The organism is Planobacterium oryzisoli (assembly GCF_015354315.1).
In the GTDB taxonomy this organism is placed as follows: Bacteria; Bacteroidota; Bacteroidia; order Flavobacteriales; family Weeksellaceae; genus Planobacterium_A; species Planobacterium_A oryzisoli.
In genome coordinates, this window is the sequence record NZ_JADKYY010000012.1 from 50,338 (window position 1) to 73,345 (window position 23,008).

General features: G+C 48.6%; 27 protein-coding genes. 13 read left to right on the plus strand and 14 right to left on the minus strand.

Annotated elements, in window-relative coordinates; translation table 11 throughout:
* The first annotated feature begins 73 nt into the window (after positions 1-73).
* Together IC612_RS09080 and IC612_RS09085 are read left to right on the plus strand one after the other, a co-directional pair.
* Positions 74-832 (plus strand): nitrilase-related carbon-nitrogen hydrolase, encoded by a 759-nt coding sequence (locus IC612_RS09080; protein WP_194739871.1) that lies wholly within the window; start codon positions 74-76, stop codon positions 830-832.
* Positions 833-844: 12 nt separating this feature from the next.
* Positions 845-1,420 carry a Tll0287-like domain-containing protein gene (locus IC612_RS09085; protein ID WP_194739872.1) on the plus strand — a complete coding sequence of 192 codons (576 nt, stop codon included), beginning with the start codon at positions 845-847 and terminating at the stop codon, positions 1,418-1,420.
* Positions 1,421-1,424: 4 nt separating this feature from the next.
* Here the strand turns inward: IC612_RS09085 and IC612_RS09090 are convergent, their stop codons facing one another.
* The 10 genes from IC612_RS09090 to IC612_RS09135 form a co-directional block, all read right to left on the minus strand.
* Positions 1,425-1,724 (minus strand): thioredoxin family protein, encoded by a 300-nt coding sequence (locus tag IC612_RS09090; RefSeq protein WP_194739873.1) that lies wholly within the window; start codon positions 1,722-1,724, stop codon positions 1,425-1,427.
* Positions 1,725-1,727: 3 nt separating this feature from the next.
* Positions 1,728-1,925 (minus strand): hypothetical protein, encoded by a 198-nt coding sequence (locus IC612_RS09095; protein ID WP_194739874.1) that lies wholly within the window; start codon positions 1,923-1,925, stop codon positions 1,728-1,730.
* Positions 1,922-2,230, minus strand: coding sequence for a rhodanese-like domain-containing protein (locus IC612_RS09100; protein ID WP_194739875.1), 309 nt, complete (start codon positions 2,228-2,230; stop codon positions 1,922-1,924). Before IC612_RS09100 ends, IC612_RS09095 begins: the two co-directional genes overlap by 4 nt.
* Before the next feature lie 17 nt (positions 2,231-2,247).
* Positions 2,248-2,886: a rhodanese-like domain-containing protein gene (locus IC612_RS09105; protein ID WP_194739876.1), complete on the minus strand. Its 639-nt coding sequence runs from the start codon at positions 2,884-2,886 to the stop codon at positions 2,248-2,250.
* 13 nt (positions 2,887-2,899) lie between these two features.
* Positions 2,900-4,312: an MBL fold metallo-hydrolase gene (locus IC612_RS09110; RefSeq protein WP_194739877.1), complete on the minus strand. Its 1,413-nt coding sequence runs from the start codon at positions 4,310-4,312 to the stop codon at positions 2,900-2,902.
* Between the two features lie 79 nt (positions 4,313-4,391).
* Positions 4,392-4,781 (minus strand): hypothetical protein, encoded by a 390-nt coding sequence (locus IC612_RS09115; RefSeq protein ID WP_194739878.1) that lies wholly within the window; start codon positions 4,779-4,781, stop codon positions 4,392-4,394.
* Entirely contained in the window at positions 4,778-5,578 is an 801-nt protein-coding gene (locus IC612_RS09120) for a sulfite exporter TauE/SafE family protein (protein WP_194739879.1), read from the minus strand. The genes IC612_RS09115 and IC612_RS09120 overlap by 4 nt, the downstream gene beginning before the upstream one ends.
* A gap of 91 nt (positions 5,579-5,669) precedes the next feature.
* A complete protein-coding gene (locus tag IC612_RS09125; protein WP_194739880.1) occupies positions 5,670-6,113 on the minus strand; it encodes a hypothetical protein in 444 nt (147 codons plus the stop codon).
* 94 nt (positions 6,114-6,207) lie between these two features.
* Entirely contained in the window at positions 6,208-8,229 is a 2,022-nt protein-coding gene (locus IC612_RS09130; RefSeq protein WP_194739881.1) for a TonB-dependent receptor domain-containing protein, read from the minus strand.
* Between the two features lie 59 nt (positions 8,230-8,288).
* Positions 8,289-8,657 carry a hypothetical protein gene (locus IC612_RS09135; protein ID WP_194739882.1) on the minus strand — a complete coding sequence of 123 codons (369 nt, stop codon included), beginning with the start codon at positions 8,655-8,657 and terminating at the stop codon, positions 8,289-8,291.
* 139 nt (positions 8,658-8,796) lie between these two features.
* Here IC612_RS09135 and IC612_RS09140 point away from each other — a divergent pair, with 139 nt between their 5' ends.
* From IC612_RS09140 to IC612_RS09175, 8 genes are all read left to right on the plus strand, one after another.
* Positions 8,797-10,329: a helicase HerA-like domain-containing protein gene (locus IC612_RS09140; protein WP_194739883.1), complete on the plus strand. Its 1,533-nt coding sequence runs from the start codon at positions 8,797-8,799 to the stop codon at positions 10,327-10,329.
* A 37-nt stretch (positions 10,330-10,366) separates the two neighbouring features.
* Positions 10,367-11,581, plus strand: coding sequence for a 3'-5' exonuclease (locus IC612_RS09145; protein ID WP_194739884.1), 1,215 nt, complete (start codon positions 10,367-10,369; stop codon positions 11,579-11,581).
* A 135-nt stretch (positions 11,582-11,716) separates the two neighbouring features.
* On the plus strand, positions 11,717-12,916 hold the full coding sequence (gene lysA / locus IC612_RS09150; RefSeq protein ID WP_194739899.1) for a diaminopimelate decarboxylase: 1,200 nt from the start codon (positions 11,717-11,719) through the stop codon (positions 12,914-12,916).
* A gap of 189 nt (positions 12,917-13,105) precedes the next feature.
* Entirely contained in the window at positions 13,106-14,539 is a 1,434-nt protein-coding gene (gene miaB, locus IC612_RS09155; protein ID WP_194739885.1) for a tRNA (N6-isopentenyl adenosine(37)-C2)-methylthiotransferase MiaB, read from the plus strand.
* Positions 14,540-14,555: 16 nt separating this feature from the next.
* Positions 14,556-15,836 (plus strand): sigma-54 interaction domain-containing protein, encoded by a 1,281-nt coding sequence (locus IC612_RS09160; RefSeq protein ID WP_194739886.1) that lies wholly within the window; start codon positions 14,556-14,558, stop codon positions 15,834-15,836.
* Positions 15,833-16,396, plus strand: coding sequence for an LptE family protein (locus IC612_RS09165; protein WP_194739887.1), 564 nt, complete (start codon positions 15,833-15,835; stop codon positions 16,394-16,396). The genes IC612_RS09160 and IC612_RS09165 overlap by 4 nt, the downstream gene beginning before the upstream one ends.
* Positions 16,396-17,916, plus strand: coding sequence for a hypothetical protein (locus IC612_RS09170; protein WP_194739888.1), 1,521 nt, complete (start codon positions 16,396-16,398; stop codon positions 17,914-17,916). Before IC612_RS09165 ends, IC612_RS09170 begins: the two co-directional genes overlap by 1 nt.
* A 2-nt stretch (positions 17,917-17,918) precedes the next feature.
* Entirely contained in the window at positions 17,919-18,287 is a 369-nt protein-coding gene (locus tag IC612_RS09175) for a sulfite exporter TauE/SafE family protein (RefSeq protein WP_228512954.1), read from the plus strand.
* A 2-nt stretch (positions 18,288-18,289) separates the two neighbouring features.
* Here the strand turns inward: IC612_RS09175 and IC612_RS09180 are convergent, their stop codons facing one another.
* The 4 genes from IC612_RS09180 to IC612_RS09195 form a co-directional block, all read right to left on the minus strand.
* Positions 18,290-18,934, minus strand: a complete 645-nt coding sequence (locus IC612_RS09180) for a DUF4126 domain-containing protein (protein ID WP_194739890.1) — start codon at positions 18,932-18,934, stop codon at positions 18,290-18,292.
* A 68-nt stretch (positions 18,935-19,002) separates the two neighbouring features.
* Positions 19,003-19,359 (minus strand): ribonuclease P protein component, encoded by a 357-nt coding sequence (gene rnpA / locus IC612_RS09185; protein ID WP_194739891.1) that lies wholly within the window; start codon positions 19,357-19,359, stop codon positions 19,003-19,005.
* Positions 19,360-19,361: 2 nt separating this feature from the next.
* Positions 19,362-20,087, minus strand: coding sequence for a tRNA threonylcarbamoyladenosine dehydratase (locus IC612_RS09190; RefSeq protein WP_194739892.1), 726 nt, complete (start codon positions 20,085-20,087; stop codon positions 19,362-19,364).
* On the minus strand, positions 20,084-20,707 hold the full coding sequence (locus IC612_RS09195; RefSeq protein WP_194739893.1) for a TatD family hydrolase: 624 nt from the start codon (positions 20,705-20,707) through the stop codon (positions 20,084-20,086). Before IC612_RS09195 ends, IC612_RS09190 begins: the two co-directional genes overlap by 4 nt.
* A gap of 87 nt (positions 20,708-20,794) precedes the next feature.
* Between IC612_RS09195 and IC612_RS09200 the strand changes: the two genes are divergently transcribed.
* The 3 genes from IC612_RS09200 to IC612_RS09210 all read left to right on the plus strand — a co-directional run bounded on the left by IC612_RS09200 (position 20,795) and on the right by IC612_RS09210 (position 22,860).
* On the plus strand, positions 20,795-21,433 hold the full coding sequence (locus IC612_RS09200; RefSeq protein WP_194739894.1) for a TetR family transcriptional regulator: 639 nt from the start codon (positions 20,795-20,797) through the stop codon (positions 21,431-21,433).
* A gap of 83 nt (positions 21,434-21,516) precedes the next feature.
* Positions 21,517-22,500: an outer membrane protein assembly factor BamD gene (locus tag IC612_RS09205; protein ID WP_194739895.1), complete on the plus strand. Its 984-nt coding sequence runs from the start codon at positions 21,517-21,519 to the stop codon at positions 22,498-22,500.
* 39 nt (positions 22,501-22,539) lie between these two features.
* Positions 22,540-22,860, plus strand: a complete 321-nt coding sequence (locus IC612_RS09210) for a DNA-directed RNA polymerase subunit omega (protein WP_194739896.1) — start codon at positions 22,540-22,542, stop codon at positions 22,858-22,860.
* The last annotated feature ends 148 nt before the right edge of the window (positions 22,861-23,008 follow it).

A 23,008-nucleotide genomic window follows, 5' to 3' on the forward strand; every position in this document is an offset into this window, starting at 1 on the left:
GGGCCAACTTTGCCCTATTAAGCACGGAAATTTTGCATTCTGTAAATTTTGATAATAAAAAACAATATTCTGTATGCAGCAATTAAAAGTTAAAGGTCTGGAACTAAATACAGAATGGTACAATAAGAATGCGAACTTTACTTCTGTAGAAAATATCCTACAAAACGAATCGGCGGATCTCTTCTTGCTTCCGGAGATGTTTGCCACCGGGTTCTCGATGGAGCCCGAAGTGGTCGCGGACCGAAGCGAAGAGACCTTCGCGTTTTTAAAGAAAATGGCAACTAAGTACGGCACTGCTTTAAGTGGCACAGCCCCGGTGCACGAAGAGGGGAAGTTTTTCAACCGGATGTATTTTGTAACTCCTACCGATACCTACTTTTACGATAAGCGCCACCTATTCAGCTACTCGGGTGAGGATAAAGTGTACAGCAAGGGATCTTCTCGCAAAGTCATAGAATACAAAGGCCTGCGGTTCTTACTCCAGGTCTGCTACGACCTTCGGTTTCCGGTGTTCTCCCGTAATACAGACTCCTACGATGTGGTTCTTTATCTGGCCAATTGGCCGGTGCAACGCATCGATGCCTGGAATACCCTTTTAAAAGCACGCGCCATTGAAAACCAGGCGTACGTTATAGGGATAAACCGAACCGGAAAAGACGGAAACGGTCTTGTATACGAATCCAGCTCCCACTGTTTTTTTGCCGACGGGACCGAAGTGGGAAGTATTAATGGCGGGCTGCTTAGCTGCACCCTGGAGAAGGAGAAACTTCAGGAGTTTCGCGAGAGATTCCGTTTTTTAGGCGATCAGGACACCTTCCACATTACTAACTAAATCCGCTTTACCATGCGTACCCTGCTACTTTCTTTCCTAATGCTTTTAAGCGCCCTTCAGTGCACTAAAAAAAGCGACAGCATCGCTGCTTCATCCTCTGCAGTTAAAGAGTTTAGCGCCGCTGAAAGAGCGCAGCTACCCCTCGTTTCAAAAACATTTAAAGAGTCGCTTCTTAAAGAAGTCTCTACGCGGATGTCCTCTGAGGGTCCGGCTGCAGCGGTTGCCTACTGCCATGAGAATGCTCTTCCCCTTACCGATTCCATTGCTAAGGCGCACCAGCTAAAGATCTACCGCGTCTCGGATAAGCCCCGTAATAGTAAGAACGCGCCCTCCACTAGCGAACTCGCCCTTATTAACCATTATAAGGAGGCGCTTTTGGAAGGGAGGAAACTTAAAGATTCTCTATCCGCCGGAGTTTACTACAGTCCGCTGATTACCAGTGGAGCCTGTCTGAAGTGCCACGGCACTCCGGATAATCTAAGCCCGCAAGCCCTTGCCGTCATTAAAGAAAAATACCCTGCAGACAAAGCCGCAGGGTATAAGGAAGGGGAAGTGCGGGGACTGGTAGTAATCACCCCGCTTCCCTAAATATTTATTTGTATTGGGATAGCAGTCCCGTTAAGGTATTGACATCGTGCACACCGCTCTGCTTATAAAGAAGCTCGCCTTTCTTGAAAATTGCAAGGGTGGGTACGCCACGCACCCCGTACTCGGCAGCGATGGACGGGAACTGGTCCACATCGATCTTTACAATACGGGCGGCGTCTCCGACCTGCTCTTTTACGCTCGTAAGCACGGAAGACTGCACTTTGCAGGGTTGGCACCAGGTGGCAAAAAAGTCGATCAGCACCGGGCGCTCCGATTCAATAAGTTCTTTAAATTTTGCTGACATAATCTAAGTGTTTTTTTCTATCTTCGATGAAGGGCTGCATCCTGATGAGCCACAACCCCATCCCATCACTCCCATGAGTAGGAAATACACTCCTACCGGAAGCATCCACGGGGCGCGGTCCATTACTGCAAGGAGCAGGAAAAAAAGTCCTGCACCTCCCAAGAGGGCCCTTCGAATCATAGTGTTGTTTAGTATTTTCATTTCAGTTTTTGCTCTAGCGCATTCCACCCGCCTCCATTATAGGCTTCGTAGCCCGCTGCTTTAAGCAGGCTTTTGGCCGAAGCCGAGCGCATGCCACTGGCGCAGCAAGTAATGACAGGTTTGGACTTATCCAGCTTAGAGAGCTGCGATTGCAGCTGCTGCAAGGGAATGTTTTTGGATTTTTTAATATGTCCGGATTTAAATTCCGCTGGACTGCGCACATCGATGATCTGCGCGCCACGTGCGGTAAGTTCCCCATAATCTACAGAACTTCCTTTAAAAAGGTTTTTTATAAAATTTAGCATTTGTGTTTTTTTAGTTTCTATTGTATGTTTTCTTTATTCTCAATAATTAATACGACCGCACTGGAAGAAAGGGCCCGGAGCGTCGCCGGCTCCTGAGAGGGTAGTACTATTTGATCCCCTTCAGTATAGAGACTCTGTTTGGAAGCTGTTAGCTCTAACTCCCCCTTAACCAGATAAAGAATGCTATCGCCTCCCGCAGCGAATTGGTAGCTCTTATCTTTTGACAAAAACAACCGCTTGTGCGTAGCATCCTTACCGCTCCACAGAGCCGTGGCTTTGTTTTCAGTCTTAAAACCTGGAGGCTCAAAGAACAGGTTGTGAAGGCTGGTAGTAATGCGGCCTAAATCCTTTCCGTCGTAGATGTTTTTCTCGCCCATCGCACGCAGTTTCTCTACCGCCTTGGCAGATTGCCTTCCGGTATTGCAGAAAACCACAACGGGTTTGTCAACGGGGTGGAATGTACCAAACTGCTCAATATCCTTTAGCGGAAGATGCAGCGCTCCTTTAATGCTACCTTTCTCGAAATCTTCCTTTGAACGTACATCGAGAAGCAGAGCCCCCGACGCTAGCAGCGAGTCCAGCACTTTTCGCTCCACCACCTGCGCAGAAAGCACCAGTGGCAAAAGCAAAAACAGCACTACTCCATACGTTCGCATTTTTTAAAAGAGTTTAGGAGGACAGCTTGCTCTGGCAAACAAAATTACTCACTGGGACACTTCCGGTAGATTTGATGGCACCAAATCCTCCTTCCACTTCCGTGAAGTTGCGGATACCGCGCGCATTTAAGATGCTTGCCGCAATCATGCTTCGGTACCCTCCGGCGCAGTGCAAAAAGAAATGCGCTTCGGGATCCACCTCCGAGGCCCACTGAGCGATTTCATCGAGGGGTCTGCTGTAGGCCTCTTCTACGTGCTCTGCTGCGTATTCCGATGGTTTTCTAACATCCAGTACTTTGCTCTCTGGCGTATGCAGTCTACTGAACTCCTCAGCGGAGATCCTGCGCACCTGATCCGTCTCCTTACCTGCGTTTTTCCATGCCTCAAAACCGCCCTGCAGGTATCCAACCACCTGGTCGAATCCTACTCTGGAAAGCCTTGTAATGGCCTCTTCTTCGGTTCCTGGTTCACAGACCAAGAGTAGCGGCTGCTTTACATCGACAATCATAGCGCCTACCCAAGGGGCAAAGTCGCCTTTAAGACCAATGTTCACCGAATTGGGCACATAACCAATGTGGAAGTCTGCGGCGGGCCGCGTATCTAAGATAAGCGCTCCGGTATGCTCGGCGGCACTTTCGAAGTCTTCCGGGGAAAGTCCCTGCATGCCTTTTTTAAGAACCTGTTCAAAGCTCTCATAGCCTTCCTTGTTCATGGCCACGTTCATACCGAAATATTTCGGTGGAGCGCTCAGCCCGTCCAGAACCGCTGCCATAAAACTCTCCTTGTCTTTCTGATTCAGCGCGTAGTTGGTTTTTTTCTGATTTCCCAGCGTATCCTGCGTTTCCTTCTGCATGTTCTTCCCGCAGGCAGAGCCCGCTCCGTGCGCCGGGTATACCATCACCTCGTCCGGCAGGGGAAGGATTTTATTTGTTAGGCTCTCGTAAAGAAGTCCTGCCAGTTCCTCCTGGGTCATACTGGCTGCTTTTTGCGCCAGATCTGGACGTCCCACATCTCCTAAAAAGAGGGTGTCGCCGGAGAAAATAGCATGTTCCTTACCGTGCTCGTCCAGTAGCAGATACGTGGTGCTTTCCATGGTATGCCCTGGAGTGTGCATAGCTACGATCTGAATCTTTCCTAAAGGAAAAATCTCTCCGTCGTGGGCAATCTTCGCATCAAACGAGGGCGATGCCGTTGGTCCGTAGACAATAGGTGCGCCTGTAGCTTTGGAAAGGTCCACATGGCCCGAGACAAAGTCCGCATGAAAATGCGTCTCAAAAATGTATTTCAGCTTTACGCCGTCTTTTTCCAGTCGTTCCAGATAGGGCTGGATCTCGCGCAAAGGATCGATAATCGCTGCCTCGCCATCCGAAACAATGTAGTAGGCCCCCTGGGCAAGACATCCGGTATAAATTTGTTCTATTTTCATATCATCTGATTTTGTTAAGGCAAAGTTCCTTAAAAATACAAAAGGATTATGTAACCTAAATTACATAATCCCTAGTCCGTTATTCCAGTACGTACTGTACGGCCACTCCGTCCGCTCCGGTGAGCTTTCCGCTGCTTCCCGAATCGTCCATTTCCCAGGACAGGTCTTTGGTGCCAAAGAGCAGATTACCCGAAGAACTTACCGTCTGTCCCTTAAGCTCCACTTCCGGCTCCTGGTTCTTCTGCACTTTCACCGCTACGCGGTCTCCCAAGGCAAAGTAGGTTACTTTTAGTACGTCGCCGGTTTCACTTCTAAAGGTTTTGGGCTCCTGCACATTGCTTACTTCGTTCGGGTCGGTAACTTTTACCTCCTCCTCTGTAGCTTCCGTAGCAGCGGTACTTTCCGCCTCGGTTTTTGTGCAGGCCACAAGCACTAGAAAAGCACTTGCTGCCAGTAGTATTTTTTTCATAATAGAGAGTTTAAAAATAATTCTTTAATTATTATCCAGATGCCCATTACAAGAACGAACCATCCAAAAATAGGTTTTAGTTTACGTCCCTCAATTTTACGAGCCATTCTAACGCCCAGAAGGATTCCCACCACCGAAAGGGCGGTGAAGGAAAGTAGGAAGACCCAGTCTACTGCCACGCTGTCCAGTGAGGAGACAAATCCTATCAGGGAATTTATCGCAATGATAAAAAGCGAAGTGGCTACGGCCTGTTTCATGCGCATGCCTACCAGCATTACCAGGGCCGGAACGATTAAAAACCCGCCGCCGGCGCCAATAAATCCCGTGATGATTCCTACCAGAAGTCCCTGAGAAATTAGTAGCGTATCGCTTGAGACGTTCTGCACCTGAGGACGGATCCTTTCCTTCTTCTGTATCATCCTAATGGCCGAAAACAGCATCAGGGCAGCAAAGATTACCAGGATGAACATATCTTTGCTTACCACCAGTCCGTAGCGGTTAAGGATATAGTCGGGAAGATGCGGAACGACCACCCTTCGCGAGAAGAGAATACCCAGTATGGAAGGTACCCCAAAGCGAAACGCTGTGGTGAAATTCACCTGTCCCTGACGGATAAACCCTACCGAACCTACCGCGCTGGTGAATCCCACCACAAACAGGGAGAGTGTTGTGGCGCTCACTGCATCCATGGAAAATATATAGGCAAACACCGGAACGCTAAGGATGCTTCCTCCGCCTCCGATAAGTCCCATTACCAGCCCGATCACTACGGCCATTAAATATCCCAGTATGTGCATATCTTTACGCTTTTATCGGCAAAGGTAGCATCGGAGTTCCATAGGCAGTGTAACAAAGGTTACAGCAGTTGTTTTTAACGCTTTGCAGCATTTAACCAATCTCTTTAATTGTATAGGAATTCTCGCCTACCTCCACTTTGTCGCCCGGCTGCTTACCTTTAAACTTGGCAAAGACCGGAGCGCCGTAGGAAAAACTCATTACCGGTGTTCCTTCGAAATCAAAGACCGGCACCGATACCCCTACAAAAAAGTACTTCGTATCGGTTAAAATGAGCGTCCCGTCCTCTATCTCCTGGTGGGTCTTAGAAAGTTCCTCATCGAGAAAAGCCATTTCCCGCTGCGCGTAATTGAGCAGTTTCTCAAAGCGCAGCTGCATGTCTTTTGCTTCGGCCTGACGCGAGAGGTCCTCAGGATCCAACGTGGAATCTTCATCGATATCCGAGGCAACGCGGTAGCGCTCCACTTGGTTTTTTAGATTTTCTATAATTTTCTCCTGCTCGGCGCGGAGTCTGTCGAGTATTTCGCTTCTTTTCATAGCATTTTGATTTAGTGCTGTTCTAACAAATTTACTAAAATAAACTAAGATACCACCTCCTTCGCCCCTTTTGAAAGTGCCTGGGAACTGCCCCTTAGAAGGCTACTGTAAACCCGACACTTAGGCTTCTTCCAGGAGACAGGATCCGTTTTGTACGGTCCTGCGAAAGGGTGCGCGAAAGGTGCTCGGAGTACGCGGCATCAAACAGGTTGTAGACGCCCAGCTGGAAGGATGCGCCGGAAAAAACCGGGATGCGGGCCTCCAGATCTACTACATGGAACGCCTCGGTGGGAAGTTCTCCAAATTCCTTGGAGATTCTCTCCTGTTTTGCGCTGTAGCGGTATTTTACTGCGGCAGAGAATTTCTCCCAAGCGCCGTGGAGCTTTACCCGCCCGTCCAAAGGGGCTATTTCCGGCAGGGGCTCTCCAGAGTCAAAGTCTCTGGCATAAGTGTAGGCTATACCCACATCCACGCCTACGGCAGGAGTTATCTTATAGCCGGCCGAAAGGTCCATACCTGTTTTAAAGGCCTTTTCAATATTCTGGTACTGCCTAACGCCGGGACTGGTCATACTGTACTTTTTGATGTCCGATCGCTTTACCCCCGAGATATAATCCTCCAGGTAGGAGTAGAATGCGTTGGCCTGAAAATATACATCCTGGGTCTTATAAGTAAAGATAAGGTCGCTCTGGTTATTGGTCTCTGGCCGAAGCTCGGGATTGCCCAGCATCTCGTAGCTGTCGTTTCCTACCGTAAAGAGATTTATATAGCGCTCGGTAAGACTTGCGCTGCGCTGCGCCCTGCCTGCCCAAAGCGAGAGTACCGTATTGCGGCCAAGGCTCTGGCTGTACCCGGCGCTAAGGGAGTGGTTTAGATCCTGGGGCGAGAGCTCTCTGTAGAGCTGGCGGAAAAGCTGTGAGGGCGCTAAAGTTCTTCCCGTATTATAGTCCATGCGGTAGGAGAGGGAAAGACGCGAAGCGTGGTAATTCTGCTGAAGCTCTGCAAAAAATCCCAAATTTTCATTGGAGGAATCCTGCCAGGCACTTCCGTCACGGGGCTTCATCGTAGGAGGAGAAATCATCCGCAGATTCTCCGCCCCTTCTTTTTTATAATCCAGTCCTGCGTACAGAAGACCTTTCCCTAAACGAAACTTCGCTTCGCTTCGCGCTCCGTAGGTTTTTGAAGCCACATCGGAGACCATCATCCCATTGGGAGTGCCCATGGAATGGTCTACATAACTGAGAAAAGAACTAAAGTCCAGCCGCTCCAGGCGCCTGCCGTTCCATTCCATAGCATGGGATCCCTGAAGCATCCAGGTCTTGTCGTAGATAAGGTCCATGTTGAGTGCAGCAAACTCCACGTCCCGCCCCTGGTTGTTGCTCACCTGCAGCGCGCTGGAGTGCACCTCGTTCCATTGGGCGTTTAGCTTGCTGCCCACACTGTAGCGCAGGAATTTTGAGCGCACCGTGGCTCCATTGCCGTCCTTATAGGAATCGCCTTTCTGGTGGCTGCCGAAAATGTCCCAGACGATCTTTTTTCCGGAAAGGCTCGCTGCCGCCTCATTGCGGGTAATAGAGCCGTTGCTTTCAAAGGCAGCGGAATATCTGCCGCTAAGGCGTCGGGTATCGCGGTACTCGGCAGGCACGGTCTTAAAGTTGATGGTGCCCCCAAGGCTTGGTCCCGTCCGGAAATGGTAGGGTCCTTTGTAGATCTCTGCCTGCTCGATCATATTCATATTGATCTGGCTTACCGCAGGGTCCATCCGGCTAGGACACGCGTTTATGGCATGGCCCATACCGTCGATAACAATGTTGAGCTGTTCGTATTTAAAGCCCCGAAGCACCGGATCGGTCGCGTAGTTTCCGGACTTGCGGATGCCGCTGAACTCGGGTCTGCTGGAGAGGAATTCCCCTGCGTCGTGGTTCAAGAAATCGGAGGTGGAAGTGTATAGTTTTTCCTGATGCTTGGTTTTAGGATTCAGCTTGGTGATGCGGACCATTTCAATGTCCTGCAGAGTGAGGCTGTCTTGGGACTGCCCATAGGCAAAAGCGCAGAAATAAACAGCACCTGCCAGGAGTCCTTTCTGTAGGACCCCATAAGAGTGTAGTGGTTTCATAAGGGAAGTGATTTAAATGATAAATGGGCTAATAGGGAGGCGCAAAGTGCCCCCGGCATTTAAATCACAGCCTCGGGAGGCTGACCCATAGGGGTGTAGTCCTGGAAAAATAGGCGCTGAGAGGGATGCCGTGGAACGGCTTGGGAAGAGTCTAAGGTATTCTCTTTATCCAGCGTTAATGAAGGTTCACTTAAGACATAATGAAATTCCAGACTTAGTTTGGTGAGTCCCAGCCGCGACTCTCCGTCCTGGGACTGCTCGCTCATCTGGCATTTACCCTCGCACTTGAGTTCCGGTTTGTCTTTATTCAGGCAGTAGGTCTCATAGTACGACTGGTTCAGGCGGTAGTCCATATAAATCAGCGCCTCCCCCTGACTAAAGAGAAAAACGCAGAATGTGGTTATAAAATAGAGTACGCCTTTATACATTACTTCGCAAAGGTACGCAGTTGCAAATGCAGCGCGGTATGCGCAGGCGCACATTTGCCTTATGATACATATCAGTGGTGGGAACGGACTTTTTTGGTTTTGAATGAAATCACTACATTTAGATTCCAAATACAATGCTATGTCCCGAAAAGAATCATTTATCAGTGAAGTACAGAGTGGATACCAAACCAAAGGAGCAGCCCTGGTGTTGGGTAAGGCCATGTTGGAAGGCGAGGTTTTAAAAGAAGCCCAGGTCTCCATCCCGCTTAAGACCATCAACCGGCACGGTCTCATTGCCGGTGCTACCGGTACGGGTAAAACCAAGACGGTGCAGGTCTTTGCCGAGCAGCTCTCCCACCATGGAGTCCCTTCCCTGGTACTGGATATCAAAGGGGACTTTTCCGGGATTGCCAAAGAGGGAGAGCGCAATGAAATCATCTCGGAGCGCTACGCAAAGACCGCTTTGGAGTGGAACCCGACCGCTTTTCCGGTGGAGCTTCTCACCATTTCCCAGGAGCCGGGCGTTCGGCTTCGTGCTACGGTGACCGAGTTCGGGCCCTTGCTTCTTTCCAAGATCCTGCTTTTAAACGATACCCAAGCCAGTATCATGTCCATCGTCTTCAAATACAGCGACGATTACGGACTGCCGCTGGTGGATCTGGAAGACCTTAAAAAACTCCTTCAGTACCTTACCCAGGACCCGGAAGGGAAAGCCCAGATGCAGCAAAGCTACGGGGCCATCTCTTCCGCTTCCTTGGGCGCAATCCTTCGCTCCATTGTGGCCCTGGAGCAGCAGGGCGCAGCCCTTCTTTTCGGGGAACCCAGCTTCCAGGTGGAAGACCTGGTCCAGCAGCGCGGGGGGAAAGGAGTGGTAAATATCCTTCGGGTGAGCGATATCCAAAGCCGCCCGCAGCTTTTCTCCACCTTCATGCTCTCACTCTTTGCCGAGATCTATATGAATTTCCCGGAAGAAGGCGATACGGGAAAACCCCGGCTGGTCCTGTTCATTGACGAAGCGCACCTTATTTTCAAGGAGGCGTCGCGCACCCTTCTGGACCAGATCGAGACCATGGTAAAGCTCATCCGCTCTAAAGGCGTGGGGATTTATTTTATTACCCAGATACCGGGCGATGTGCCGCAGGCCGTGCTCTCCCAGCTGGGCCTTAAAATCCAGCATGCCCTGAGAGGGTTTACCGCGAAAGACAAAAAAGAAATCGCCAAGGCGGTGGAAAACTATCCCGAAACAGAGTACTATGAGGCCTCTACACTGATCCAAAACCTAGGAATCGGAGAGGCCTTTGTAACGGCGCTCAGCGAGAAAGGTATCCCCACGCCCCTGGTCCATACCTATCTGATTTCGCCCGAGTCGCGGATGAATGTCCTAACGCAGGAGGAGGTTCTGGAACTCACGCGCTCCTCGGAGCTTGCAGCGCGCTACGGAAAGGAAGTAAACAAGGAATCGGCCTACGAAATTCTGGTAGAGCGCATGGAAAAGGCTACTGCTCAGGCTCCTGAGCAGCAGAAACGTTCCACGCGCAAGGAAAAGCCCACGCCCGGAATGCTCGAAAGCGTTCTAAGCACGCGGGCCGGTCGGACCTTCACCAGTACGCTGGCCCGGGAGGGTGCGAAATTCGTTTTGGGAATGCTGGGTCTTGGCCCACGCAGGCGGTAAGCTGTAAATGTGTAAATTTGGGGTCAGTTAACAGCACATGTATTCGATTATAGATATTGAAGGGAACGGAGCGGCATACCGAAAAGAAAGCATCATAGAAATTGCCATCTACCGCTACGACGGAAGAAAAATTACCGATCAGTTTATTTCGCTAGTAAATCCCGAGGCAGAGATAACCAGCTTCGTACAAAAACTCACCGGCATATCCCCCGCCATGGTGCGCAGCGCACCGAAATTTCATGAGATTGCCCGCCGCGTGCTGGAAATCACGGAAGGAACCACTCTGGTGGGTCACAACATCGAATACGATTACCGCATGCTGCGACAGTCCTTTAAGCGCCTCGGCTACGACTATAAAATAGAAACCCTCGATACCATTCCCCTCTCCCAGGAGCTTTTGCCCGAAGCGGAGAGCTATGCTCTGGGAAAACTGGTCAAAGATCTGGGAATACCCCTGACCGACCACCACCGCGCCGCGGGGGATGCCCGGGCCACGCTGGATCTTTTTAAAGTACTGATGAGTAAGGACCGGAAAAACGAGATTATCCAGAAGCTGCACGAAAAAACCAACGCCAACACCTACGTCAATAAGGTGCGCGACCTAACCCAGGATCTTCCCGGGGAAAAAGGGATCGTGTATTTTCAGAATGCAGCAGGGACCATTCTCTACTCGAACTACGTGGATGATATCAATAAAGCCGCCAAAAAGCTGCTGCATTCCAAAGCAAAAAGGCTGGAGAAAGTGCAGAAAGACTCCGAGCAGATTCATTACGAGCTGGTAGGAGGGGAGCTAACGGCCGCTCTGCTGCTGTTATCCAAAGGGATACTAGACCGCGCGCCCAGCTCCTTTGGTCTCTATACTACCAAAAAGGGACTGAGCATTGAGCGCAAGACCCCGCAGAGAAAAACCGCGCCCCTCCTTGAATTTAAGTCCTATACCCAGGGCCTAAAAGCCTACAACTATATTAAAAGCCGCTTCTCCTCTACGCAGGAGCTTATAAGCTTTCTGGACCTGAGTACCCGTACAGAGCTCTGGACCTTCCCCGGAAGGATTCTTGGGGAAAGTGCGTTTCTGGTGCTTAAGCAGGGCCAGGCCGAATCGTTCGGGTTCTTCGAGCTGCATACCCAGATAAATACACTGGCTAAAATTCAAAGCCTCTCCATGGAGCTTCCCCCCGAAGCCAAGCTAGAGAACCTTCTGAAAATGGCCCTCCTCAAAGGAGAAATCCATGCCATGGGGCTCCCGGAGTGAATTTAACTTCCCGCAGCGTTGTCTAGTTGGTTGGTATCCACTATTTTTGCACTCTAATTATACGCCTCAGTGGCTAGCATGGAAACTCCTTTTTTTTAGGATACTATGACGCCAGGCACCAATTTGCTTCAACCCATGACAGACCAGGAACTTCTTCAGGCCGCAGCGACCTACCAGACGCCGCTCTATGTATACAATCTTGACCAGATTGCTCTGCGCTATAAAAAGCTCTCCGGAGCGTTCTCTGCAGATACCCGTTTTTTCTACGCGGCTAAAGCCCTGACCAACATCAATGTACTTAAGTACATCGAGTCGCTGGGCGCGGGACTGGACTGCGTCTCCATCTACGAAGTACAGCTGGGCCTACGCGCAGGATTCTCTAAAGAGCGGATCCTCTTTACGCCCAACTGCGTGGATCTTCTCGAGATTGAAGAGGCCATGGGACTGGGCGTGCACATAAATATTGATAATATCTCCATTCTTGAACAGTTTGGAAACAAATACGCCGGATCCTATCCTATTTTCGTGCGTATCAATCCCCATATCTATGCCGGGGGAAACCACAAGATCTCCACCGGCCATATCGATTCAAAATTCGGAATTTCCATCCACCAGCTCCGCCATATCGAGCGTGTGATGCAGTCCACGGGACTTAATATCGAAGGACTGCATATGCATACGGGCAGTGAAATAAAAGACGCCGAGGTATTCTTGCAGGGACTGGAAATGATGTTCGAACTGTGCAGTCATTTTCCCAACCTCAAGTACCTGGATATGGGAAGTGGCTTTAAAGTTCCCTACCAACCTTCCGATATGGAAAGCGATGTCGAGAGTCTGGGCTCCAAAGTACAGGTGGCCGTGGAGGCGTTTTCCAAAGAAAGCGGAAAGAAGATGCAGATCTGGTTTGAGCCGGGAAAATACCTGGTGAGCGAATCGGGACACTTCCTGGTGAAGGCCAATGTTATTAAACAGACTACCGCTACAGTGTTTGTCGGTGTAAACTCCGGGTTCAATCATCTGATCCGCCCGATGTTCTACGATTCCTACCATACAATAGAAAACATTTCCAACCCTTCAGGCCCGGAGCGTATCTACACGGTGGTAGGCCATATCTGCGAGACCGATACCTTTGCCTGGGACAGAAAACTCACCGAGGTACGCGAAGGCGATATCCTGGTGTTTCGAAATGCCGGAGCCTACGGTTTTGAGATGAGCTCGAACTTCAACTCACGCCTGCGCCCTGCCGAAGTACTGTACCACGACGGCGAGTTTCACCTGGCACGGCGCCGCGAAACCTTTGAAGATCTGCTTCGAAACCAGATCGAAGTGCTGTAAAACGGGTGCCGCTCAAGTAAAGTCTTACGTTTGCCTAATTGTTACGTGGGGGTTTTGCAGGGGATTTTCTTTGCATGGTACAGAGAATTTGTGCCATTCTGTCAGTTATTTTCCTATATTTGCACCATCAGTATACTGCGTAGCAAAGGATGCTTGTGTTCTGATAATTAACGATTTAAACCCTAGAGTGTGGAGCAAAAATATATAGACGAATCCAAACAAGGCGAGGCCTACGCCATTGCCGAGAGGCCTGAAAATTCCAAAAAACTCTTTTTAGAGAGCTACGGATGCCAGATGAATTTCTCCGACAGTGAGATTGTGGCCTCCATTTTAAGTCAGCAGGGCTACAATACCACTGCCAATGTAGAGGAAGCGGACCTTATCCTTCTTAATACGTGTTCCATTCGTGAGAAAGCCGAACAGACCGTGCGCATGCGTCTCTCCCAGTTCAAAAAACAAAAGGAGCAGAACCCTTCGTTAACAGTAGGTGTTCTAGGATGCATGGCCGAGCGCCTGAAAACCAAATTCCTCGAAGAAGAGCACCTGGTGGATTTGGTGGTTGGACCCGACGCCTACCGCGACCTTCCCAATTTGCTCAAGGAAACCGAAGGGGGCAGTGATGCGATCAATGTGATTCTCTCCAAAGAGGAAACCTATGCGGATATTTCTCCGGTGCGGCTGGGCGGAAACGGCGTGACGGCTTTTGTGACCATTACACGGGGCTGCGATAATATGTGCACCTTCTGTGTGGTTCCTTTTACCCGAGGAAGAGAACGAAGCAGAGATCCGCACTCCATACTAAAAGAATGTACCGAACTTTGGGAGCAGGGCTATAAAGAAGTTACCCTTTTGGGACAAAACGTGGATTCGTACCTCTGGTACGGCGGAGGGCCCAAGAAAGATTTTGCCAAAGCAAGCGAGCTGCAAAAAGCCACGGCCGTAGGCTTTGCCCAGCTTCTGGAACTGGTTGCACAGGCGGTTCCTCAGATGCGTATCCGTTTTGCCACCTCCAATCCCCAGGACATGAGTTTGGATGTGTTCCGTATGATGGCGCGCTATTCCAATATTTGTAAATACGTGCATTTACCGGTCCAAAGCGGCTCGGACCGAATGCTTGAGGCAATGAACCGCCAACATACCAGAGCGCAGTACCTGGAACTTATTCAGCAGGCCAAGCGCATTGTTCCCGAGATTGCCTTTTCTCAGGACATGATTGTAGGGTTCTGCGGGGAGACCGAGCGGGACCATCTCGATACTATGTCCCTGATGCGGGAGGTAGAGTACGATTACGGCTATATGTTTGCCTATTCGGAGCGCCCCGGAACTCCTGCCCATAAAAAGATGAAGGACGATGTTCCCGCCGAGATAAAGCAAAGGCGCCTGAGCGAGATTATTAGTCTTCAGGGCGAGCTTTCCAGAAAACGTATGGAATCGTACGTGGGAAGAGAGCACGAGATATTAATTGAAGGTACGTCCAAGAAAGATCCCAACCAATGGAAAGGCCGTAATTCCCAAAACGCGGTATGCGTATTTGACAAGATGCCGGGCCAGAAGGTGGGAGACACCGTGCAGGTGCACGTATACAGCAATACGCAGGGAACTTTGATTGGACATACCGTATAACTTTTTTGCGCGTACTATGAACGACTTACAGTCTTTAAAAAACCGTTTCGGCATCATTGGAAACTTCCCCGCTTTAAACAGAGCGCTGGAAAAGGCGGTGCAGGTAGCCCCTACGGATATATCGGTTCTTGTTATAGGGGAAAGCGGCGTTGGTAAAGAATTCATTCCCAAGATCATCCACGGGGAATCGAAAAGAAAACACCAACCCTATATTGTAGTAAACTGCGGAGCGATTCCGGAAGGGACAATCGATTCGGAACTTTTTGGACACGAAAAGGGGGCTTTTACCGGCGCTACCTCCACCCGAAAGGGGTACTTCGAAGTGGCGGACGGAGGAACGATATTTCTGGATGAAGTGGGAGAACTGCCTCTTCAGACCCAGGTACGCCTACTGCGCGTACTGGAAAGCGGAGAGTTTATGAAAGTGGGTTCCTCGCAGATTCAAAAAACCAATGTACGTATTGTAGCGGCAACCAATGTCAATATGCTCAAAGCTATTAACGACGGAAGGTTTAGAGAGGATCTCTACTACCGCCTCAATACCGTACAGATCGATATGCCGGCCCTTAGAGAAAGGAAAGGGGATATTCATCTGCTCTTTAGAAAGTTTGCAATTGATTTTGCTGAGAAATACCGAATGCCGGAAATACAGCTCACCGACGATGGAATTTCCTATTTGGAGAGCTACCAGTTTCCGGGGAATGTACGCCAGCTGCGTAACCTGGTCGAGCAGCTCACCGTGGTGGAACAAAAAAGAGAAATCAACTCGGTGCGTCTTGCAGAATACATACCGAACCAAACGAGTCTTCCCGCAGTGGTCCCTAAAGCGCACGCCGCAGCTGCACCCAGTTCGGAGTTTAATTCGGAAAGGGAGATTATGTACAAGATTCTCTTCGATATGCGCCAGGACCTTAACGATTTGAAAGCCCTGACCTCCGAGCTTATTAAAAACCGCTCTAACAGCGGGTTTTCCAATCAGGAGCAAGATCTTATCAACAGGATATATACAGGTGAGACCCCGAATTCTTCCTCCCTACTTTATTTTGAGCAGGGCCCGGTAAACGGCGGGGGAGAAACCGTACTTTCCAAATCTTCTCAGGGACCCTACGAAGATGTGGAAGATATTGAGATTGAGGAATCCAGACCCGTGTCGCTTTCTTTGCAAAATAACGAGAGAGAGCTCATTGTCAAGGCACTGGAGAAGCACAGAGGAAGAAGAAACAAAGCCGCCGAGGAACTGGGGATTTCCCAGCGTACTCTGTACCGCAAAATAAAGCAATACAATCTAGAAGAATGATTCGAGTACCTACGTCTTATCCATTGCAAGGGAAAAGAGTATTTACCCTGGCCCTCTGCGGGATCCTACTGCTGTGCACCGTAGGCTGCACCTTTTACAACTTTAAAGGCAATACGCTTTCTGAAGACGTAAAGACCATTCAGATAAAGGACTTCATAAATACCGCGGCACTGATGAATCCCACCCTTGCCCAGCAGTTTACCATTGATATCAACAACCGGTTTCTGCAGCGGACCACGCTTAAAGGTACCACGGAGAACCCCCATATCCTTATAGAAGGGGAAATTACCGATTACACTATTTCCCCTACAACGATTTCTTCTCCTGTAGGAACCACCACCGGCGGACAGATCCAGGCGGCGCAGAATAAACTCACCATTACGGTGCGGATTCATTATGAGAACAGTATTGAGCCAGAGAAAGGGTTTGACCGAACCTATACGGACGAGTCGGTTTTTAGTAGTGATTTGGATATAAATGCCATCGAAGCTTCGCAGGTGAAAATTGTAAACGAAAGGATCATAAACAAGATTTTTAACGATATAATCGCAGACTGGTAATGATTAGTGCACGCCTTTTAGAATTAATTCAAAAGCCTGATACCCTAGAGGAAAACGATCTGAGCCTTATTCGCAAGGAAATGGGGAAGTTTCCCTACGCGCAGCATTTACATGCCTTGAATCTTTTAGGAACCCACCGATTTGATAAAGAGAACTATCCGGAAGTCTTAAGTACGGCAGCGGCTTTTACCACAGACAAAAAAATACTTTATAATTTAATAAATCCACCCGTAAAAGAAAGCGAGTCAGAAACGCTGGAAGCGGCTGGAATCTCTGCTGTACAAACCAGGGAACCGAAGGAAGACCAGACTGCCTCACGGGACGGGGTCAGCAAAAACAGATTACTGTTTGAAGGCGAATCCCTTGAAGACGGCTCCCTAGGTAGGGAAGTCATTGATTATCAGGCTACCGAAGAATCCGGGTCCCTGGTTCTTACTAAAGTAGCTGCGCCGGACGTCCTTCCCGCAGCCCCAGAGAAGGAGGCGTCCATTTCCTTTAAGAGCTCGGAGCAGTCACCCCCTCAGGCAATGGATGAACCAAGTGAAGCAGCGCTCCAAGAGCAGGTACAGCAACATGCAGCGGACCTTAGCTTTGCCCGGGTGGAGGAGTTTCTTCCTGAGATTCAAATAACATCATCCCAGACCTTTACGACAGCACCACAGACAAATTCAAGGCCCAACCGCCATGAACTCGAAATGAAAGCGCTGGTGGCCAAGGTGGAACGGGAGCTTCTCGAGAAGAAAAAACGAGAAAAAGAAACCAGCAACTTGCAGTCTTTAGCCCAGGATAAAGAAGAGGTAAGTGCAACCACCGAGTACATGACAATCGAGCCCTTTATGCCTTTAGACGTAGCGCCCCCTTCTCTTCCGGAAAGGGTGGCCGAAGAAAAGCCCGAGGAGAAGGCCCCCGAAGCGGCTCCACGCCACGACTGGAAACCCCTCTCGGTTGAATTACTTCCGCTCGATGGTGCGGAAGCGTTAAGTGCGTCCCCAGCGCCGACCAATATCAACGCGCTGTCGGAAGCTCAAAATGCAGCGAGAGAAAACACGGGCGCACTTAAGGGCCATGAACCGCTCAACAAGCCGGACCAACAACCAGCGGAAAACCCGAAGGATAGCTCCACGGAAGAACCGAGTTCAAGCAATGTGGTCGATTTTATTGCTACCTGGCAGAATTGGCTGAAAATAGAGCGCCCAGTGCAAACAGAGAGAGAAGGAGAGTCAGAAGCCGAGGCTACCGAAGAGCCGCTAACCGAAAAGACTACTGTAATTGACCGTTTCATTGAAACCCAGCCAAAAATTTCCAAGTTAAAAGACGACCGGGAGTATGTGGTGCGGGAAAAAGAAGGGGATATTTCCCATTTAATGACCGAAACGCTGGCAGGTCTGTACATCGAACAGCGGCTGTACAATAGGGCCATTCAGGCCTTTGAAATCCTTATGAAAAAGAAGCCGGATCTTAAGGATAAGTACAGAGAGAAAATAAAAGAAATCAAGCTTTTAAGAAATCCAAATCGATGAAAATGGATATAACACTTTTGATTGGACTTATTGTTCTGGGTCTAATAGCAGGCTACTTAAGCGGTCTGGTAGGTATCGGTGGGGGCATCGTGATGGTGCCGGTTCTGGTTTTACTGTTCGGTTTCACCCAGCACCGGGCGCAGGGCACTACCCTTGCGCTTCTTACCATCCCCGTAGGTATTTTCGGGGTAATGAACTACTATAAAACTGGGAATGTGGATATTAAGACCGCACTGCTTCTGTGCTGCGGCTTTGTTTTGGGTAGTTACCTGGGCAGTAAGACTGCCATAGCACTTCCTCAGGACACCATACGAAAAATCTTCGCCGTTCTGATGTTTGTAGTGGCCGTTAAGATGTTTTTCCAGAAGTAAATTTATTCAATACGCTTATTCTCCACGGCATCGACCTCGATGGTAGTGGTAGGACGAGTTTTGCGGCGAATGATTTTTCGCCAGGCTTTCTTGCCCAGAATAAATACCGCTGCAATAAGTCCTAAAGCCAGCAGTGCCGCCACCACGGGTACCAAGAAGGAAAGCATCGAAAGAAGGCCTGCCCCGGCAGTTTCAGTAGTGGCTACGGCGGAATTTCCAAGACCTGCTGTGCCGGCAGTGGAAGCGGCGCGGGTGCCGGCAAATCCCGTACTGATTACTGCGGCGGTGCCGCCTCCCGCAATCAGAGCCAATGCCCACTGTGCGAACATCCCTACTTCAGCAAATTGCGATGCGAAAAGCAGCGATCCGGCTATCGTGGCCAAAGGAACCGACAGGGTGTCGAGCAGATTGTCTACAAAAGGTATATAGTAGGCGGCGATCTCCATAATCATAGCAATTCCTGTGGCAAGTAGGGTAGGGAGTGATGCCAGCCATTCGAAGGAGTCGTTTACCGGTACCCAACCCAGGTAGGAGCCCAGTGATACGGTAAAGAGCGGAAGAAACACTCGAAAGCCACTGGCCGCCGCAAGACCCAGCCCAATAAAGGCTCCAACCGCATACTCTAGAAAGGGAATTTGATCCAGCATAAAAGAACAGTTTTACGTAAAGGTAAAACTATTTTTAAAGTGAAGCTGTTTTTTAACGGGTAGCCGACTTATTTTTTCTGGACCAAATTCAGCAGCTGCTGTTCCACTTCGCCACTCGTAGAAGGCATCGTTGGAGAAATCCAAAAAAACATAACCAATGCCGATGGACCTAATTGATTGGTAAGGACCTCTTTGTTTTTTCGAACGGCTTCCCTTAAAAGCCGTTTAATTCGGTTGCGGTCCACCGCTTTCTTATGGAGCTTCTTGGATACCGAGACGCCCATTTGAAGGCCGTTCTGCTGATCTCTTTTTAAAAAGACCATCCGTACGTTCTCCTTGGTGCGCCACTTGCCGCTGGCAAAAAGGTCAGCAAGGTCTTTTTTGCCTTTAAGTTTGAATTGTCGGCTGTAGCCTTCGGACTTCATAACTAACGCTTTAGTAATTGGTTTACTACATATCCTGCGGCATGCAGTCCAAATGCTGCTGGAATGAAGCTAATGGTTCCGTAGAACGATTTTTTGTACTGGAGTCCGTCCGTGAGTTTTAAACTGTCCTGGTTTTGGAGTTCGGTGGAAAACACGCACTTTACGCCTTTTGTAATGTGGTAATCGCGTTTTAGCCTCTTGCGGATATGCTTTGCCAAATAACAGTTACTCGTTTTACTGATGTCCTTGACGCTTATTTTTTCGGGGTCCAGCTTGCCCCCCGCGCCCATGCAGGAAACAATCTTGATCTTTCGTCTTCGGGCCTGCTGTATTAAAGTGATTTTGGGCGAGACACTGTCGATGCAGTCCACAATGAAATCAAAGCGGTGGTTTTCCAACAGGTCCTGCATTGCCTGCGGAGAAAGAAATGCACTAATGCTTGAGAGCTCGAGCTCTGGGTTGATGTCCAAAAGCCGACGCTCCATGACCTCTGTTTTTCGAAGGCCCAAAGTGCTGTGCAGGGCAGGTAACTGGCGGTTGATGTTGCTTATATCCACCACGTCTCCATCTACTATGGACAAATGTCCTACCCCCGCGCGCGCCAGAAATTCAGCGGCATAACTTCCCACCCCGCCCAGTCCTACAACAAGTACATGTGCTTTTTTAAGTCGTTCAAGTCCCTCACTTTTAATGAGCAGTTCGGTGCGCTCCGTCCAGGTCGTTTTCATAAATTCGTAATAGTCTGCAGGTTTTTAAGCATCTGGTTTTGTACAGCAGCAATACTTTGGTTTTTTATAGTACCTAGAATCTCGTAGAGCGATTGGATAGGAATCGAAGAATCATCCGTTTCCAAAAACATTCTTTCCATAGGTACTTCCTTTGCAAAGGACTGCAAAGATACGCTGCTAAGCAGATTAGAGCCAAAAGAAATGTACAATCCGGCGTCCAGCAGCATTTTTCCGGTCTGGGCTTTATTGTTAAAGCCATGTACTATGAGCGGTACTGCGCTCTGTTTTTGGTATTTGAGCAAAAGCGCATGCATTCCCACGCAGTGTATGACCACCGGCTTTTTCAAACTGCCCGCAAGCTGGATATGTCGTAAAAAAACCTCCTCCTGCACCAAGGTGCTGACCTTAGATCGGCGGTCCAATCCACACTCGCCAATAGCTATGCATTGGGGGCTTTTGGAGAGGATTTCCACTTCGTTAAAAGCGTCCTTCCAGTTCGCATAGTGCTTCATAGGATGCAGTCCGATACTAAAGGGCCGGGCCGGAGGAGCCGCTCCCAATTCTAGGTTGTATATGCCCCATGGGTAGGAGGTGTGGTGGTGGAAATTAAACAAATGCATGGGGCAAATTTAAACAATTTAGAAACTGGTGTTGGTAAGTGGTTGTACGATAGGGGTAATTTGTATAAATTTACTCAAACGATTGAGATGAAGAAAAAGTTTACGGATAAACAGATTAAGATACTTGAAGTGGCGGAGGAGCTGATTGCTAAAAAAGGATTTGACGGAACTTCGGTACGGGATATTTCTTCAAAAGCCAATATTAACGTGGCGATGATTTCTTATTATTTTGGATCGAAGGAAAAGATGCTTGCCTACCTCTACCAGTACAGGGTACTGCGTACCAGGGAGAGTTTTTCCGAATTTGCCCATGTTATTAAGGACGGAAGGGCCGAAATGCAGATGAAAGAAATAATAAAGTTTATTGTAAGCCAAATGTTTAAGTATAATTATTTTCATGCTTTTGTCAAGCAGGAAATACGCCATACCGAACTGGTCACCGACGAATTGATAGAGTTTTATAGAACGGCCACCCTCAAGATCGAAGAAGTCATTAAGAAAGGCGTTTCGACGGGCGTTTTTACCTACGCACCTAAAGCCGAAGATGTACTTACCCAAATCATTGGATCCGCAGTATTTGCCATCAGGAACCGAAACTTTTATGAACTCTACCTATCCGGTAAGGAGCAAGACTTTTTAAAAAATGCAGAGGTCAAGATCCGCAACAGCAACTACGAAATAGTATTTTCTTTACTCGGGTATCAAAGTGAGCCAGAGGTGCGTTAAAGTATCTTAAAAGCAGTTCCGTTGATAAAAAAAAACTATTTTTGCACACTGAAATCGCACCGTTATAGCGAATTTTGCACTTTATGAAAAACACTTTACTACTTATAGTCATCAGCTTGCTTACCCTAGCGTGTAACAAGAAATTTGATGAAGCAATAAAAAGCGCCGATAAGAACCTCATCCTGCAAACCGCAAACGAGTATTTTGCAGAGAAAAAATGGACACAGGCCATTGCACTTTACGAGCGCCTTCCCAATTTGGTTGCCGGAACGGACGATGCAAAAACCGTAGTATTCAATACCGCCTATGCCAATTATTACGACAAACAATACCGTATTGCAGGGCACCATTTTAAGAACTTCTCGGTAACCTTCCCGGAAGATCCACGCGCAGAGGAGGCAGCCTATATGTCGGCTCTTTGCTATTATGAAGGTTCTTTGGATTATAATTTGGATCAGGCCAATACGGAATCCGCACTCAACGAACTGCAGAATTTCCTTAACAAATATCCGGGATCGGAGCGTTCCAAAAACATTAATGAGCTAATGGACGAGCTTTCCTACAAGCTGGAGTTCAAAGCCTATGAAAATGCGAGACAGTATTACAAAATGGCAGAGTACAAAGCCGCAGATGTGGCGTTTGAGAACGTCCTTGCAGATTTTCCAAGTACTAAGCTAAGACCAGAAATCTATGAATTTATTTTGCGCTCAAAATATGAACTGGCCATAAACTCCGTATTTGATAAAAAGCAGGAACGTATAGAAAGCGCGCTTGCCTATACGCGTTTTGTGGAAAAGGAGCTGCCAGGATCCGCGCAAAGTAAGGTGGCAGTGAATCTGCGGGAAAAGCTGGAGTCTGAAAAAGTGCGTTTTTTAAAGGAAAAAGTACTTGTAGAGGAAGAAAGAGCACGAATTGCGGCCAAGCAGAAGCAACTCGAGTTAGAAATAGAGCAAAAAGAGCAGGAAAAGAAGAAGAAGGATACGGAGAAAGAGAACGATTCCACCGCGGTCGATTCACTTTCCACTTCTCAGAACTCGGGCGCTACTTTCAGAATTAAAAGAAATTAGTTAACTTTGCAGTCCTTAAAATAAAATAAATCACTAATAATGAGTGTAAAAGATACAACCGCTGAGCTGACCACAGTAACCTACGACAGAGACAAAATCGAAGAGAAAGTAGGTTCTATTTACGAGGCTATTGTCGTAATGGGTAAACGCGCTGAACAGATCAACGCCGAAATAAGAAGTGAGCTTCACGGAAAGCTGGATGAATTTGCAGTGCACAACACCACCCTGGAAGAGGTCTTTGAAAACAGAGAACAGATTGAAATCTCTAAGCACTATGAGAAGTTGCCAAAACCTACCTCCATTGCTATTGCAGAATTCATGAACGACGAAATCTATTTCCGTAAGACGGAGGATAAATAGTTTCCCTCGGTAAACGTTTTATAAAGAAGCCGTCTCAATACTAAATTGAGGCGGTTTTTTCATTTTAGGAGGTTTTAGTGTTGCATAATTAGGAGGTATTTTGTATCTTTATTACTGATAATCAACAAGATGCGACCTATTTTCAAAG

Excerpts from the sequence above, each read along its gene's own strand:
- IC612_RS09105 (WP_194739876.1), bottom strand. The coding sequence starts at position 2,886 with ATGCGAACGTATGGAGTAGTGCTGTTTTTGCTTTTGCCACTGGTGCTT.
- IC612_RS09095 (WP_194739874.1), bottom strand. The coding sequence starts at position 1,925 with ATGAAAATACTAAACAACACTATGATTCGAAGGGCCCTCTTGGGAGGT.
- IC612_RS09210 (WP_194739896.1), top strand. The coding sequence starts at position 22,540 with ATGAGTGTAAAAGATACAACCGCTGAGCTGACCACAGTAACCTACGAC.
- IC612_RS09170 (WP_194739888.1), top strand. The coding sequence starts at position 16,396 with ATGATTAGTGCACGCCTTTTAGAATTAATTCAAAAGCCTGATACCCTA.
- IC612_RS09085 (WP_194739872.1), top strand. The coding sequence starts at position 845 with ATGCGTACCCTGCTACTTTCTTTCCTAATGCTTTTAAGCGCCCTTCAG.
- IC612_RS09145 (WP_194739884.1), top strand. The coding sequence starts at position 10,367 with ATGTATTCGATTATAGATATTGAAGGGAACGGAGCGGCATACCGAAAA.
- IC612_RS09130 (WP_194739881.1), bottom strand. The coding sequence starts at position 8,229 with ATGAAACCACTACACTCTTATGGGGTCCTACAGAAAGGACTCCTGGCA.
- IC612_RS09115 (WP_194739878.1), bottom strand. The coding sequence starts at position 4,781 with ATGAAAAAAATACTACTGGCAGCAAGTGCTTTTCTAGTGCTTGTGGCC.
- IC612_RS09120 (WP_194739879.1), bottom strand. The coding sequence starts at position 5,578 with ATGCACATACTGGGATATTTAATGGCCGTAGTGATCGGGCTGGTAATG.
- lysA (WP_194739899.1), top strand. The coding sequence starts at position 11,717 with ATGACAGACCAGGAACTTCTTCAGGCCGCAGCGACCTACCAGACGCCG.
- IC612_RS09125 (WP_194739880.1), bottom strand. The coding sequence starts at position 6,113 with ATGAAAAGAAGCGAAATACTCGACAGACTCCGCGCCGAGCAGGAGAAA.
- IC612_RS09110 (WP_194739877.1), bottom strand. The coding sequence starts at position 4,312 with ATGAAAATAGAACAAATTTATACCGGATGTCTTGCCCAGGGGGCCTAC.
- IC612_RS09100 (WP_194739875.1), bottom strand. The coding sequence starts at position 2,230 with ATGCTAAATTTTATAAAAAACCTTTTTAAAGGAAGTTCTGTAGATTAT.
- IC612_RS09140 (WP_194739883.1), top strand. The coding sequence starts at position 8,797 with ATGTCCCGAAAAGAATCATTTATCAGTGAAGTACAGAGTGGATACCAA.
- IC612_RS09160 (WP_194739886.1), top strand. The coding sequence starts at position 14,556 with ATGAACGACTTACAGTCTTTAAAAAACCGTTTCGGCATCATTGGAAAC.
- rnpA (WP_194739891.1), bottom strand. The coding sequence starts at position 19,359 with ATGAAGTCCGAAGGCTACAGCCGACAATTCAAACTTAAAGGCAAAAAA.
- IC612_RS09090 (WP_194739873.1), bottom strand. The coding sequence starts at position 1,724 with ATGTCAGCAAAATTTAAAGAACTTATTGAATCGGAGCGCCCGGTGCTG.
- IC612_RS09175 (WP_228512954.1), top strand. The coding sequence starts at position 17,919 with ATGGATATAACACTTTTGATTGGACTTATTGTTCTGGGTCTAATAGCA.
- IC612_RS09135 (WP_194739882.1), bottom strand. The coding sequence starts at position 8,657 with ATGTATAAAGGCGTACTCTATTTTATAACCACATTCTGCGTTTTTCTC.
- IC612_RS09190 (WP_194739892.1), bottom strand. The coding sequence starts at position 20,087 with ATGAAAACGACCTGGACGGAGCGCACCGAACTGCTCATTAAAAGTGAG.
- IC612_RS09205 (WP_194739895.1), top strand. The coding sequence starts at position 21,517 with ATGAAAAACACTTTACTACTTATAGTCATCAGCTTGCTTACCCTAGCG.
- IC612_RS09080 (WP_194739871.1), top strand. The coding sequence starts at position 74 with ATGCAGCAATTAAAAGTTAAAGGTCTGGAACTAAATACAGAATGGTAC.
- IC612_RS09165 (WP_194739887.1), top strand. The coding sequence starts at position 15,833 with ATGATTCGAGTACCTACGTCTTATCCATTGCAAGGGAAAAGAGTATTT.
- IC612_RS09200 (WP_194739894.1), top strand. The coding sequence starts at position 20,795 with ATGAAGAAAAAGTTTACGGATAAACAGATTAAGATACTTGAAGTGGCG.
- IC612_RS09195 (WP_194739893.1), bottom strand. The coding sequence starts at position 20,707 with ATGCATTTGTTTAATTTCCACCACCACACCTCCTACCCATGGGGCATA.
- IC612_RS09180 (WP_194739890.1), bottom strand. The coding sequence starts at position 18,934 with ATGCTGGATCAAATTCCCTTTCTAGAGTATGCGGTTGGAGCCTTTATT.